Genomic DNA, 14,120 nt, shown 5'->3' with positions numbered 1-14,120 from the left:
TTATTTTAGTTTGGCTAGCGGGCGAATACCGATGGCACGGCGCGTCTTATCTAACTGTTTACGACTATGACGACGGGCTTTTTCTGCACCCATTTGTAAGATCTCTTCTAGTTCTTTTGGATTGGCCATCAGCTCCTCGTAACGCGCTCGAAATGGTGCAATCTCATTATTGATCTTATCAAAGAGCACTTGCTTAGCATCGCCCCAACCGATACCTGCCGCATATTGCGCACGCATATCAGCGATCTCAGCAGGGGTAGCAAAAGCTTTGTAAATCTCAAAAAGCGCTGAGTCGTCAGGATCTTTTGGCTCATTAGGCAATTGCGAGTTGGTCACAATCTTCATGATGGCCTTATGCATTTGCTTCTCTGAGCTGACTTGCGGATTAGTATCGCCAAATAATGGAATAGTGTTACTGTAGCTCTTACTCATTTTACGGCCATCAAGTCCCGTAAGTAGTGGGGTGTCATCATCGACTACCGCGCTTGGCAACGTGAATAACGGCTTGTATCTATGATTAAAGGTACCGGCAATATCGCGCGCCATCTCAATATGTTGGATCTGGTCGCGGCCTACCGGTACGTGAGTGGCATTGAACATCAAGATATCAGCTGCCATTAGCACCGGATAGCCAAATAGCCCCATAGTCACGCCAAAATCTGCATCGACATCGTCTTTTTCTAGATTGACATCGACCGCGGCTTTATAAGCATGCGCCCGGTTCATAAGCCCTTTGGCACAAGAACAGTTTAAGATCCAAGCCAGCTCTGAGATCTCTGGTACATCGGACTGACGATAAAAAGTTACGCGTTCAGGATCAAGACCGCAAGCGATCCAAGTGGCAGCAATGGCTTTGGTCGACTCATGAATGATAACAGGATCATAGCAACCGATAATACCGTGATAATCCGCTAAGAAAAAAAACGCTTCATCATCACTATTTTGGATAGACTCAATCGCCGGACGAATGGCACCGACATAGTTGCCTAAGTGAGGAATACCAGTGGGTTTTATACCAGTAAGGATGCGTTTACTTTGCTTTACAGCGTCCGAATTAGAGTTGTCGCTCATAAAATATCCATTGCAGTGTTTTTAAATTATTGTGTATAGGCGTTTAGATGTTAAATCATAACCGCAGAGTATAACAAATTTAACGGCGATTTTTATGCCTTGATAACTGAGTTTGGTTTATTTAGCCTATTATTTATAAATATCACGGCGACCGCTAGGTCCATGTTTATAGCGCCGATGAAACCACATCCACTGGGTCGGATCGATACGGATTAAGCCCTCCAGTATTTCATTGACCCGCGTGGCATCAGCGACCTCGTCTTTACTAGGATAGTTTTCAAGCTTTGGCGTAATCGTCAAATGATAATGTGGGCGTTTGCCGCGCGGTAGATTGTCAGGGGTTTGCCGATATGTATGCAGCGCCATCACTGCTGGCGGATGGGTTTTACTACCTAGCTTGGCTAGGCGTCTCGCCATCGTAATCGTCGCAGCAGGGACGCCAAAAAATGGCGCCATAACCCCTTGCTTGAGACCATAGTCTTGATCAGGGGAGTACCAAATCACATGACCACTATTGATAGAATCGACTAAGCTACGCATATCACGGCTGGAGATCTGCTTACCAAAAATATGCGTACGCCCGTTATAAATAAACCAATCAAGTAGGGCGTTGTTTTGCGGGCGGTACATACAGTCTGTTGCGAAGAACTGAGTACAGAATAATCCGCCCAGATCGAGCATCGTATAATGAGCACCCAGTAAAAGTACCGCGCGACCTTCGTTTTGTGCATTGACTAAGTGCTGTAAACCCGATATCGATACCGTACGGGTGAAAACATTAGGACGAAACCACGCACACAAAGTTTCAAACACCCCGACGCCTTGATTGACAAAGACTTGCTTCGCCATCAGCTCACGCTCTGCTTCCGGCTTTTCTGGGAAAGCCAGACCTAGATTAATCAGCGTATCACGGCGACGCGAGCCTGCTATTTTATAAACCAAAACACCCAGCTTACGACCCAGCCAAAACTGATAACGTAGTGGCAAATAGATCATCGGCAATACCAGCGCTAATACTAACCAAATACCCCAGTACTTCGGCAATAAAAACTGCCATTGAAAAGGCTTTTTATCGGCTTGAGCGGTTTTCTTTTGCGTATCGGTAATCTTTGGCGTACCAGCAGGCAGAGCAGGCGATTTTGCTTGCTTACTAGAGACGCTATTTTGCACGGTAGCGTGTTGCTTATCAGCTTTGCTAGGATCGTATTGTTCGGGCGCTTTCATAAGAAGATACTATAATAAAAGTTGCTATTATGATGGGGTGGGGTGGATTACTTTGCAAGTCAGATTTTGCTTGCGGCAGGTTTTTGTCGGCTAGTGTCTTAGTTCAGCACTTTTGTTCGTATCGTTAGTATTAGACGGCCGGTTACGCTGCCGTTAACCAATCCTACGATAAACCAATTTATCAATACTTATCTATCCCCCACAAAAAAACCTTATAAGCAGCGAGCTACTTATAAGGTTTTGCAAATCTAAGCTTACATGAGCTGCTGCTCTTACTAATATCTGACGAGAAATAGAGCAGCAAAACAATAAGCAATAGCTTTGATTAACGTTTTGAGAATTGTGGGCGCTTACGTGCTTTACGTAGGCCAACTTTCTTACGTTCAACTTGACGTGAATCACGAGTAACAAAGCCAGCTGCTTTTAGTGCAGGCTTGTTAGTTTCGTCAAGCTCGATTAGGGCACGAGTGATACCGTGGCGAATCGCGCCTGCTTGACCACTGATACCGCCGCCTTTTACAGTGATGTAAAGGTCGTAAGCAGTAGGTGATTCAAGTAGCTCTAATGGCTGACGAACGACCATGCGTGAGGTTTCACGGCTGAAGTATTCATCAAGTGGCTTGCCGTTGACAACGATGCTACCATTACCTTTCGCTAAAAATACACGAGCGGTAGACGTCTTGCGGCGACCAGTTCCGTAATTGCGTTCCATAAAATTATCCTTAGATGTCTAGTTCTTTAGGTTGCTGAGCTTCATGTGGATGCTGTGTACCCGCATATAGTTTCAGCTTCTTGATCATCGCATAGCCAAGAGGACCTTTTGGAAGCATACCCTTAACTGCTTTGTGTAGAACATCTTCAGGCTTATGTGCAATCAGCTTGTTGAAGTTGGTTTCTTTAATACCACCTGGGTAACCACTGTGGCGATAGTACTTTTTATCTTGTGCTTTTTTGCCCGTTACCGCAATTTTCTCTGCATTGATGACGACAATGAAGTCACCAGTGTCAACATGCGGGGTATAAGACGTTTTGTGCTTGCCACGTAAGCGAGTAGCGATTTGCGTGGCTAAGCGACCAAGGGTTTTGCCGTCAGCATCGACAACATACCAGTCATGGGTCACTTCAGCTGGTTTTGCACTAAGTGTTTTCATGATAAAACCTTAAATTTAGAATTCGTTGAGAGTTTAGCTGGGAACGGGGCTCTCAAAAAACAGACTGCACATTATAAGCAGTAGCGCTCCTGCTTGCAAGCGCCAATGGGGTTTATTTTCTCCTGCATTACATTAAACAGTCATATTTAGCAGGTTTTTTGCGGGTTTTTTACTTTTCGATATTATAGCCCTTAATACCTTATCATTATTTCTTGACAAGGTGTTATGGTCAATAGCAAAAAGCAATGAGATGATTATGACGCTGACAGCTGATAAAGTCCAGCAACAACTTGTCCTACTTTGCTTTGCTTTATACAAGTAAATCCTGTTATTGGCTGCAAATTACTACTATTACTTAGCGTTTCGGCTAATTGCGCCAATTGAATAGTTAGATCTTTATCGGCTTCTAAATAAATTAGCGTCTCTGTAGTGATTAATACGTTGCTGATAAGGGTGGTTAAAATAGGCTGCCATAAATCATCTGCGTACGGCGGATCGATAAAGACAATATCAAAAGGCGTCATGAGGTCTTTGGTTTGCGCTAAGACAGTTTCCGCTCGGCCGGAGATGATTTGGTAATTCTCAGTGATCAGATATAGCTGTTCAGCACTTTGTGAGAGCCGCTTTGCTTGTGCTAGGTTGGCTTCAATAAAAGTGCAATGCGCTGCGCCGCGAGATAAAGCTTCAAACCCTAATACCCCGCTACCTGCGCAGCTGTCTAACACCCGCGCATCATGAATATCAGCGAGTAGCCAATTAAATAGCGTCTCACGTAGGCGATCTGGAGTCGGACGCAGGCCTTCACCATCGATAAAGGTGACATTACGCCGCTTAAACTGGCCGCCGATGATGCGGACATGACCTGCGGCTGGTTGTTGCGCTTTTGATTTACCCGTCTTTGATTTTGTTGCTTTTGCTTTTTGGGTTTGCGCTTGACGTACTGCTAAAGGTTTTTTCATAATAAAACGGTTAAATAGTGATGGTTTTAATTTTAAGGAGTAGGGGTAGCGGCGGTGGACAGCGCCTTTTCTTCTAAAGCCGCAGCTTCCGCTTCGGCCGCGGCTTTTTTTTCGGCTTTACGAAGAGCATCAAGACGCGCTTTTTCTATTGCCTTGTGACGCTTGATGATTTTTAGCTGATCTGGGGTCGGCGGCAAAATAGGGTCTTTATTGCGCTGCATGACCCAATAATCAAAGAGCTCTCGTCCGATAGGTGCCGCAACAGCACTACCTCCGCCGCCATTTTCAACTAACACCGCTAGCGCAATGCTTGGATTCTCTACTGGCGCAAAACCGGTAAACCAAGCATGATCCCAATGACGTTTATCGAGAGCTGATTTATCATAACTTTTACCCTGCGCGATGGATTTCACCTGTGCGGTACCGGTTTTGCCAGCGATACGATACTCTTTGGTATAAATACCACGAGCGGTACCACGCTTTACCGTGTCTTCCATAGCATCATGCATACGTAGCCAGTCGGATGGTTTACCATTATAAGCAATTTTGCCATCAGGTTTGCTAATCACCTTGACTGCTGCTGCGCCTTCACTGCTTTTTAATAAGTGCGGCGTGATATGATTGCCTTTATTAGCCGTCATCGCAGTGGCGTTAGCGACTTGTAGCGGTGTGGCTAAGAAATACCCTTGACCGATACTCACTGATATTGTCTCGCCCGGCAGCCAGTCTTTATCGTAGCGATCTTTTTTCCATTTTGGTGAGGGCATAATGCCGGATTTTTCGTTAGGCAAATCGATACCGGTAGGTTCGCCAAAGCCAAACTCAGCCATCCAGTCATGCAGGCGTTGAATACCCATCTCATAAGCCAGCTTATAATAATAAGTATCGACAGACATCATAATCGATTTTTTGAGGTCGACGGTGCCATGACCGCCGCGTTTCCAATCGCGGAAACGGTGCGAGTCACCGGGTAGGCTAAAATAACCGGGATCGTAAATCGTGGTTTCCCAATCACGTAGGCCGTAATGGATACCGCCTAAGCCTTCAAAAGGCTTAATAGTAGACGCTGGCGGATACATACCTTGCAAGGCACGATTATATAATGGCTGATCGACATCGTCGCGTAGTGCGCCATAGTCTTTGAACGAGATACCAGAGATAAATGGATTGGGATCGTAGCTTGGATTACTCACAAAGGCTAGTACATCACCGTTTTGGGGATCTATGGCGACGATAGCACCACGCCTGCCGTCTAGCTGCTCTTGCGCTACTTTTTGTAGACCATAATCTAAGCTCAAGGTAATGTCGTTGCCAGCGATAGGCGGCTTGGTTTCTAATTGGCGGATGATATTACCATGAGCGTCAGTCTCCACTGACTGATAGCCCGGCTCGCCTAGCAAGATATCTTCGTAGTGGTCTTCGATACCGATTTTCCCAATCAAATCCGTACCGGCATAACGATCTTTATCAATACGCTTGGTTTCTTTATCGTTGATCCGACCGACATACCCGATGACATGAGCAAATAGCTCATCGTATGGATAGGAGCGAGTTAATTTACTCTGAATCGTCACCCCACGAAAAAAAGGCTTACGCTCACTAAACTGCGCCAGTTGAGTCTCCGTTAAGTCGATTTTGACCGTAACAGGATCGCTCTTGCTGCGAGATAAACGTGACAAAATATCGGTAATATCTTTATCGCTCAAATCAAAAATAGGAGCGAGTAGCGCGAGCACGCGTTCAGGGTCTTCGACAATATCAGGGTTAATCATGGCAGTGAATACCGGCTGATTGTCCGCAAGCAAGATACCGTTACGATCATAGATATAGCCGCGACTCGGCGGCGCAGATATCAGTTTAATACGGTTATTGTCCGCTTGCGTGCTGTAACGGTCGTGAGCATAAACCTGCAAAAAACCATAACGCACTATTAAGCCGCTCAGCCCCAAAAAAATCAGTACGCCAAGAATAATAATCCGCCGCATAAAAATACGATTGATCTGTTCAGTATTTGCAGTGAGCGGTTTATTCATAAAAGATCGATACCTAAAACGAAAGGGGCGGCACCTAGGGCGCTTAGCAGACAGAGATTGCAGCAAATATATAGGATGCTGACAAAAATAACAATAATAATTTCAATTACATAGCGAGTTTTTGTTGCACTAAGTCGTATAGTCAGCCAAGCTGCAAGGCGCAGATTATAACAGAGAGCGCTCACTAAATATAAAACGATCTACCCGTAGCAAGTCCTATATTCCTTAATAAGCATTTACTAATAAGCTTTACCAGCAGTGATGCTAGATAATAACGACCGTAAAAAGACTGGTAACCCGTCTTTTTGGAGGCTTTCTTTGCGTCACTATTTTAAATGAGCAGAGCCAATTGAGCTTGACTGAAAGTGTCGCCTACGGTCATAACTTCCATAGCCTATATGGGTGCTAAAAAATAGCAAGTATGTTAAAATCAGGCGGCTTTGTGGCCGGTATCAACATGATATCAACGTGGCCGTACGGCTTAGAATTAAGCCTAATAAAAAACTTATTAGTATAAACCTAACAGACTGACAATAACCTTTATATAAGGGACGTGCAAAGTCATGGATGTAACCTCAATATGGCAGACGCTCGCTGAGCATCCAGAATTCCTTGCTATGCTGACTATTCCGCCGGTGACTGCTTTTGTCACTTGGCTACACGTATGGATGGCATTAAAAATGCTATTTTATCCCATCAAATTTTGGGGTATTCGCATTCCTAACTTTCCCTTGTTTGGTTTACCAGGGATAGGATGGCAAGGTATCGTACCGCGTAAAGCGGGGAAGATATCAGGGGTTATCGTCGATCAGACGCTCTCAAAGCTTGGCTCATTAGATGAGTTTTTTAAGGCCATGGAGCCTGAGCAAATGGCAGTTTTTATCACCGAAAAGGTCGATGAAAACCTTGAGGTGCTTATCGATGAGATTATGCTTGAGCGCTCAGAGACCTTGTGGGGCAATATTCCTTACGCCATCAAACGCCGTATTTATAATCAAGCGCACAAAGCCCTGCCAGAGATTATGCAGTCTTTGGTACTGGATTTGACCAATAACGTCGAAGACTTAGTGGATATGCGCCAGATGATCGTTAATACGATGGAAAACGATCGGCGCTTGATGGTTAATATGTTCTTACGCGTCGGTCAAAAAGAGATCAACTTTATTTGGCATATCAGCGCGCTCATTGGCCTAGTATTTGGCCTTATTCAGATGTTTATTTTCTTAGTCGTGCCGCAGCATTGGACCGTGCCATTCTTTGCAGCTATCTGGGGCTTTTTGACCAACTGGATCGCTATTTGGATGGTGTTTAATCCAGTAGAGCCGCGCTTTATTTCTTATGTGAAGTTTTTTAGACGCAGTAGCCGCTTTCCATTCTTAGTGCCACAGCTACCGCATATCGCTCAGTTTCGCTTTCAAGGCGGCTTTATGAAGCGTCAAGAAGAGGTCTCTGAGGTTTTTGCTGAGATTGTGGTCAAAGACTTAGTGACACTTGAGAACATCATGAATGAGATGATGTACGGTGCCCGTGCTGAGGATACGCGCATGCTGATGAAGTCGCACCTGTATGATTTGTTAGAAGCGCCTGTCATCAGAACGTCGCTGCGTATGAGCTTAGGACGGCGTGAGTTTGGTAAACTCAAAAACACGATTATCGATAAGTCGATTAGTGCCACGATGGTACCGATACGCGATCCTGAGCTTAATGAAAGTCGGGCTAGCAAGATTTTTGGTTTATTTCGCGATCGCATTCGCGCTTTGACCCCACATGAGTTTCAAAACTTGCTGCGGCCAGCTTTTCGAGAGGATGAGATGACGCTGATTGTGCTTGGCGGTTTGACTGGGTTTTTAGCCGGTTGGCTACACTTAGTATTAGTGTTTTTCCCCGCTGTGAGTTAGGTCCTTGATAGCCAAATTAGGATAAAAGCTGCGATAAATAACCCCAAGATTTTTAACGTCTGCATGACGCTTAATCAAAAGACAATATAACTACTCAACAACTACTTAATCGCTGCATGTATTAAGTAGTTATAAATTATTAAACCGTATTATACTCACGGCGACAAAATAAACGACGATGGTATCAAGCAAAACCTAAAAGATAAGCCGCTAAATGTAGCATGCTTATACCGCTTGATGGCGGTTTGAGGTTTTGCGCTAAAGTAGACAAGGTTAGACTGTATGTTGATCACAGAATTAGGTTATTTTGCCTTGCTTGCCGCTTTTGTGTTGGCAATATTGCAAGTAGTATTACCGACCATTGGCGTTATGCGTCAGCAAGTCGCTTGGCAGCGCTTGGCACCAAGTCTGGCTTGGGCGCAGTTTGCCGCTATGATTGTGTCATTTGGCGCGTTGATGGCAGGCTTTTATTATAATGATTTTAGTCTGGTCTATGTGGCTCAGCACTCTAACACTTTGCTGCCTTGGTACTATAAGCTGTCCGCAACATGGGGCGGGCACGAAGGCTCGCTACTACTTTGGATGACTATCATGGCCACGTGGTGCGCTTTAGTCTCCTATTTTAGTCGCGGTCTGCCGTTGTCTATGCGCGCGCGAGTGCTAGTAATATTAGCAGCGGTGCAGCTGATGATGCTCGCGATGCTGATCTTTACTTCATCGCCATTTGAGCGCACGTTACCTAACCTGCCGGTAGATGGCGCCGATCTAAACCCAGTACTACAAGACTTTGGTTTGATTATCCATCCGCCTATGCTTTATATGGGTTATGTCGGTATGGTGGTGCCTTTTGCTTTTTGTATGGCGGCACTATGGGAAGGGCGTTTGGATGCGGTATGGACCCGTTGGTCTCGCCCTTGGGCACTAGCGGCTTGGGGTTTTTTGACGATCGGTATCGCCCTTGGCTCTTGGTGGGCTTATTACGAGCTTGGTTGGGGTGGCTGGTGGTTTTGGGATCCGGTAGAAAACGCCTCGTTGATGCCATGGCTAGCAGGGCTTGCACTGCTACACTCGCTAGCGGTAACCGAAAAGCGCGGCGTGTTTAAAGCTTGGACCATTATGCTGGCTATTTTCGCCTTTGCATTGAGTTTATTAGGGACATTTTTGGTGCGCTCGGGTGTCATTACCTCTGTGCATTCGTTCGCTGCGGACCCGACTCGCGGGTTAGTGATTTTGGTGATTTTGGGCATTATTATTGGTGGCGGCTTACTGATGTTTGCAGTGCGCGGTTGGCGCTTGACAGTTGAGAGTCAATATCAGCTGATATCGCGCGAGTCGTTCTTAGTGATTAACAATGTCATTATTTTGATCTCAACCTTAGTGGTGCTGTTGGGAACGCTATATCCTATTATCGCTGACGCTTTTAATTTAGGTCAGGTTTCTGTAGGCCCTCCTTACTTTAACGCTTTATTTGTGCCCTTAACTTGGCTGTTGTTGATAGCGATGGGCATGGGTTCTAATATCCGCTGGAAAAAAGACAAGCGGCCTTTATTAGGCGTGGGAATGGTTATTGCGGTCAGCAGTTTAGTCCTAGCCGCGATTATTGCCTACTTTGCTCATCCGTCCTCTATGCTCAATATAGGTGTGACCTTAGCAGTGAGCTTTTGGGTGCTCTTATGGATGGTGATTGATTTTAGAGACAAAACTAAGAATGCACCTAATGTCTTTAAAGGTTTACAACAACTACGCCTAAGCTACTGGGGTCAACAAGTCGCTCATGTAGGTGTGCTGATAGCGGTGATTGGGGTGGCGTTTACGACTAGCCTGAGCATCGAGCGCGATGTTGCGATGGCTGAGGGTGATACTGTCAACGTCCAAGGCTACGACTTTAGCTTGACGGACTTTCGTGAGATCAAAGCTAGTAATTTTGATGCCACACAAGCAGAAGTGGCAGTGACCAAAAATGGTCAAGAGCTAGCTACTCTTACTCCAGAAAAGCGCACATATATCATCAGTACGATGCCGACCACTGAGGCGGCGATTGATGCCAGCTTAATGCGTGATGTCTATGTGGCACTTGGCGAGCCTATCGCTGAGGGTAGTAATGAGTGGGCTTTACGTATCTATGTTAAACCGCTGATTCGCTGGATCTGGCTTGGTGCTATTATCATGGCTTTAGGTGGACTGCTCAGTATGCTCGATAAGCGTTACCGTATTAAAAAACCGAAAGGCGCTTTATTAGAGCCTAATAGTACAGGCGCCGCTCGTACTGTAGATACGGCAACGCTCGCAGCAAGTGCGGAGGAGAGGTAAGATGAATAAAAAACAGCTGAAAATATGGTTTTTGATTCCGCTGCTCGTGTTTATTGGGGTGCTCTATCTATTAGGAAACCAGCTAGGTAAGCCTACTGAAGTGGTTATGAATACCGCGCTTGAGCGTCCAGTACCTGACTTTGAGCTGCCTTTGTTATCAGACACTAGCCGTATTATGACTAACGAAAATCTGCCTAATGAGCCTTTTTTGATGAATGTTTGGGGCTCTTGGTGTCCAACTTGTGTCGTTGAGCATCCCTTTTTGATGGAGCTTGAGGAGCGCGGTGTTAATCTGGTTGGCGTAAATTATAAAGATGAGATTGGTAATGCGCTGAGCTATCTAAACCGTGGCGGCGATCCTTTTTCGATGTCTATTCAGGATTCATCGGGTCAGTTTGCTTTAGATTTAGGCTTAACCGGCGCGCCTGAGACCTTTGTGGTAGATGGTAATGGTATCATTCGTCAGCATATTATTGGTGAGATTAATGAGGCCAATTGGCAAGACCGTATCACTCCTTGTTTGATGGTACTCAATGAAGCCAATAAGACCAATGCCGTTCCGGCGGCCAGTCAAGTTGCGGAGGCCTGTCAGTGATGACTCCTATCCTATTAAGAGTAGCCAGTGTCATGTTAGCGTGTCTGCTCAGCCTAGCGAGTTACGCGGCTATTGACGTTTATGACTTCGACTCCCCGCAGCAAGAAGCGCAGTATCGCGGGCTGATTGAAGAGCTACGCTGCCCTAAGTGTCAGAACCAAAACTTGGCAGGATCTGACGCTCCTATTGCGCAAGACTTAAAACAAAAGACCTTTGACTTAGTCAAAGAGGGCCGCAGCGATGGCGAGATTCGCAGTTACATGCAAGATCGCTATGGCGATTTTATCAGCTATAAGCCGCCTGTACGACCGTCTACTTGGATTCTATGGTTTTTTCCGCCTTTATTATTGATTGTGTTAATTGGTGGTTGGTTTTGGCAAAGTAAACGTCGTCAGGCTGTTGCCCGTGGTCAAAGCCGAGCGAAAACTGAGAGTACGACTGCGGCGCTTACCCCAGCAGAAAAAGCAGAACTAGATCGTCTATTATCGCGTGCCAATGCCAGTACTGATAGCACCGATCATGATATCTCAAGCCCAGAGGACAAAAAATGACCCTATTTTCTACTATCGGCTTATTTATTGCTCTAAGCTTATTTATTGCGCTAATTTTTGCGGTTATCGCTATTACGCCGTGGCTACGCGCCGCGCGTATCAAGTCGAATCCGGTAGATAATCAGCTGCTAGATATCAACGTTGCCGTATTTCGTGAGCGTTTGGCTGAGCTAAAAAGTGATAAAGACAACGGGACTATCGATGATAGTCATTACCAAAACCAAAAGCTTGAGCTTGAGCGCCAGTTGTTAGATGCGCAGCGAGAAGTCACTCCTATGGTTGCTCCAGGGGTCAAAAGCCGTTTGATCGTGATGGTTTGGGTGCCAGTATTAGCCGCTATGGCTTATTTACTGATTGGCAATCGTACTCCAGTATTTGAGCTATGGGCAAGCGAGGACAAAGTTGGTCAAGTCGCTGATGACCTTCTAACCGGCAAAATCGATCAGCCGCCCGCTTGGGCGATTGAAGATGGTAGACAACTCATCAGCGCGATGCAGACCAATGTCTATCGCCACGCTGATGACCCAGATCGTTGGATGCGTCTATCAGAGCTATTCTTGTCATTAGAAGCTACGCCTTCCGCGATAGAAGCGCTGTCTCGCGCCTATCGCTTATCGCCCGAAAACGAAGAAATCGCGACTAATTACGCGCAGATCAGTTTCTTCGCTAATGAAGGCCAGCTCGATGCTAATATTCGTAGAGTATTACAAGACGTACTTGTCGAAAACCCGCAGCACGAAGGCGCGCAAATGCTGATGGCAATGGGTGAGGCGCGTAGTAGTAACTTCGATGAAGCGCAAGGCTGGATCAACCGTTTGCGAAGCAGCATTGCCGCTAAGCCTGGTGATCATAGCCGCGCACTGACTAGCCTAGATGAGTTAAGCGCTAATGTTAGCGCGCAAAAAGCCCAAGCAGCGCAAGGCATCGATGTCACGGTGATGATCAACTCAAGCTTATTGCCATTAGTGAAGGGTGATGATGTGCTCTTTGTAGCGATACGTGATGTCAATGGCGGGCCTCCTTTCGCTGCTAAACGCCTACCTATCTCAGTGATTAAGCAGGGCGAAGCAAATGTTAGCTTAAGCGATCTAGACGCTATGATGCCTGAGCGGACTTTAGCCTCTGCTCGTGAGCAAAAAACGCAGTTGGCAGTGATTGCTCGTATTAGCCATAGCGGTAATGCGGTTGCTGAGTCTGGAGACTTATCGGGTAATCCGGTCGTGATCAGCGCCGATCAAAACCAAGTCAATGTTGAGATTAATCAACAAGTTCCTTAAACTCATTCGTCTTAATTTTATTGCGCACAGCGTGTCAGAGCAGGGCGCTTTGGTGTTCACTTTGGCGCGCAATTGCTTTACATGAACAGTAAAGTCATAGCAACTTTGGCAATATAAGACAAAAAAACTTGAGCTTTATAAAAGCACAAGGTAAGGTATGGCTTGCAATTCACCAATCCCTATGTTTTGTAAATTTTTTTAGAACTTTGCACATCCATCTATTGAGGAGAAACGTATAATGATGCGTATTATTTTGCTAGGTCCCCCTGGCGCCGGTAAAGGTACCCAAGCCCAGTTCATCTCTAAAGAGTATGATATCCCGCAAATCTCCACAGGTGATATGCTACGCGCTGCGATCAAAGAAGGTACTGAGCTTGGTAAACAAGCCCAAGGCGTGATGAATGCAGGCGGCCTCGTTTCTGATGATCTTATCATCAACTTAGTTCAAGAGCGTCTCGCTAAGCCTGATTGCGCTAATGGCTGTATATTAGATGGGTTCCCGCGTACCATTCCACAGGCGCAGGCCCTTGCTGAAGCGAATGTCGCCATCGACCATGTGATTGAGATCAGCGTTCCTGATGACGAAATCGTTAAGCGTCTATCCGGTCGTCGCCAGCATGCCGACTCAGGCCGTATTTATCATATCGATCACAATCCGCCGAAGGTTGAAGGCGTTGATGATGTTACCGGTGAACCGCTTATTCAGCGTCCAGATGATAAAGAAGAGACCATTCGCGAGCGCTTGGCCACTTACCATCAGCAAACCTCAGCTTTAGTCGGTTTTTATCAAGACAAAGCCAAAGAGGGTGCGGATACTCCTGATTACGATAAGTTTGACGGTACTCAAGCGATTGATGAAGTAAGAGAGCAGATCTTAGCTGCATTAAAAGACTAAACCGCTAGCGATGAGTTGATACGCTAGTATTTGCTTAGAGTATGTATCAGCGCATAAAAAAACCGCCTAACTCATGAGTTGAACTGACCCCCTAAACTTGGACAGTTTAAGTTGATATCAAGGACTGAGTTCTGTATTGCACAGGGCTCAGTCCTT

Annotated in this window: 12 protein-coding genes; 6 read left to right on the top strand and 6 right to left on the bottom strand. The window is 45.9% G+C overall.

Annotated elements, in window-relative coordinates; all coding sequences use genetic code 11:
* The 6 genes from trpS to mrdA form a co-directional block, all read right to left on the bottom strand.
* Window positions 1–1,071 (bottom strand): tryptophan--tRNA ligase, encoded by a 1,071-nt coding sequence (trpS, locus tag ACS8FD_RS08510; RefSeq protein WP_439275412.1) that lies wholly within the window; start codon window positions 1,069–1,071, stop codon window positions 1–3.
* 129 nt (window positions 1,072–1,200) lie between these two features.
* Entirely contained in the window at window positions 1,201–2,295 is a 1,095-nt protein-coding gene (locus ACS8FD_RS08505; RefSeq protein ID WP_439275411.1) for an LpxL/LpxP family acyltransferase, read from the bottom strand.
* 325 nt (window positions 2,296–2,620) lie between these two features.
* Window positions 2,621–3,007, bottom strand: a complete 387-nt coding sequence (gene rpsI / locus ACS8FD_RS08500) for a 30S ribosomal protein S9 (protein WP_439243572.1) — start codon at window positions 3,005–3,007, stop codon at window positions 2,621–2,623.
* 10 nt (window positions 3,008–3,017) lie between these two features.
* Entirely contained in the window at window positions 3,018–3,446 is a 429-nt protein-coding gene (gene rplM, locus ACS8FD_RS08495; RefSeq protein WP_439275410.1) for a 50S ribosomal protein L13, read from the bottom strand.
* 254 nt (window positions 3,447–3,700) lie between these two features.
* On the bottom strand, window positions 3,701–4,405 hold the full coding sequence (rsmD, locus tag ACS8FD_RS08490; protein ID WP_439275409.1) for a 16S rRNA (guanine(966)-N(2))-methyltransferase RsmD: 705 nt from the start codon (window positions 4,403–4,405) through the stop codon (window positions 3,701–3,703).
* A 32-nt stretch (window positions 4,406–4,437) separates the two neighbouring features.
* Complete coding sequence (gene mrdA / locus ACS8FD_RS08485) at window positions 4,438–6,438, bottom strand: penicillin-binding protein 2 (RefSeq protein WP_439275408.1); 2,001 nt, start codon at window positions 6,436–6,438, stop codon at window positions 4,438–4,440.
* A gap of 563 nt (window positions 6,439–7,001) precedes the next feature.
* On the opposite strand from mrdA, the gene ACS8FD_RS08480 reads away from it, so the two are divergent.
* From ACS8FD_RS08480 to adk, 6 genes are all read left to right on the top strand, one after another.
* Window positions 7,002–8,336 (top strand): hypothetical protein, encoded by a 1,335-nt coding sequence (locus tag ACS8FD_RS08480; protein WP_439275407.1) that lies wholly within the window; start codon window positions 7,002–7,004, stop codon window positions 8,334–8,336.
* 282 nt (window positions 8,337–8,618) lie between these two features.
* Window positions 8,619–10,646 (top strand): heme lyase CcmF/NrfE family subunit, encoded by a 2,028-nt coding sequence (locus ACS8FD_RS08475; RefSeq protein WP_439275406.1) that lies wholly within the window; start codon window positions 8,619–8,621, stop codon window positions 10,644–10,646.
* Between the two features lies 1 nt (window position 10,647).
* A complete protein-coding gene (locus ACS8FD_RS08470; protein ID WP_439275405.1) occupies window positions 10,648–11,241 on the top strand; it encodes a DsbE family thiol:disulfide interchange protein in 594 nt (197 codons plus the stop codon).
* Entirely contained in the window at window positions 11,241–11,792 is a 552-nt protein-coding gene (locus ACS8FD_RS08465) for a cytochrome c-type biogenesis protein (protein ID WP_439275469.1), read from the top strand. Before ACS8FD_RS08470 ends, ACS8FD_RS08465 begins: the two co-directional genes overlap by 1 nt.
* Window positions 11,789–13,069, top strand: coding sequence for a c-type cytochrome biogenesis protein CcmI (gene ccmI, locus ACS8FD_RS08460; RefSeq protein ID WP_439275404.1), 1,281 nt, complete (start codon window positions 11,789–11,791; stop codon window positions 13,067–13,069). The genes ACS8FD_RS08465 and ccmI overlap by 4 nt, the downstream gene beginning before the upstream one ends.
* 241 nt (window positions 13,070–13,310) lie before the next feature.
* Window positions 13,311–13,964, top strand: coding sequence for an adenylate kinase (gene adk, locus ACS8FD_RS08455; RefSeq protein WP_439243823.1), 654 nt, complete (start codon window positions 13,311–13,313; stop codon window positions 13,962–13,964).
* The last annotated feature ends 156 nt before the right edge of the window (window positions 13,965–14,120 follow it).

Source organism: Psychrobacter sp. 1U2 (assembly GCF_051847575.1).
This window is presented reverse-complemented; position numbering and strand designations above follow the sequence as displayed.